Below are 625 nucleotides of genomic sequence, written 5' to 3'. Positions count from 1 at the left end.
AGTACTATTATCTTGTACTGTGGTGTTTGGCTGAATTTGTAATTTAAAATTAAAGTCACTAATTTCATAACCAGTAATTTTAATATATTCATCTTTGTCAATAAAACCTATTTTAACGCTATTTTGAGAATAATTTAAGATTGGTTTTTGATTTGTCTTAACAAGATTATTAATTTTATAAATATATAAGGTTCTTGCACGGTCTTCAGTAAATAATTGTTCTAAATCAGGGTCGCTATATTGTGATTGATTAGCAAAATCTAGGGGTATACTATCAATTGAATAGTCAATTGGTTCATCATTTTCTGCTAATTGTGCTAACATTTTTTCTGATGGTTTTAACATTATTCTTGTTCTCCTCTTTCTTCGCTAGGCATGTTAATAATAGTTTCATTGTTTTTTAGTTGTCTGTTTAAAGTAGCATTTACTGGTAAACGAACATCAACAATTAACTCATCAATATTTTTAATATTGAATGTTCTACTGTTTAAAATCGCATTATCATATTTAATTAACTTAATAATGAATTCAGTTAATTTAATTTCTCTAATATATATCATTTGTTCGTATGATGCGTTTGTTTGAATATTTACACCAGCGACTTCTGCTTGTGTTTGTTGTGCTC

At 26.9% G+C, this 625-nt stretch carries 2 protein-coding genes; both read right to left on the bottom strand.

Going from position 1 to position 625, the window contains the following annotated elements:
• Positions 1-345 (bottom strand): hypothetical protein (locus TS70_RS06745; protein ID WP_198049810.1); only part of this gene is annotated, 345 nt, incomplete at its 3' end.
• Positions 345-625: hypothetical protein (locus TS70_RS06740; protein ID WP_198049809.1), on the bottom strand; the 281-nt coding region annotated here is incomplete at its 5' end. The genes TS70_RS06745 and TS70_RS06740, both read right to left, overlap by 1 nt.

This window comes from Spiroplasma sp. hyd1 (genome assembly GCF_016082235.1).
In the GTDB taxonomy this organism is placed as follows: Bacteria; Bacillota_I; Bacilli_A; order Mycoplasmatales; family Mycoplasmataceae; genus Spiroplasma; species Spiroplasma poulsonii.
The sequence above is the reverse complement of the archived record's forward strand: the minus strand, read 5'-3'. Positions and strand labels throughout refer to the sequence as shown.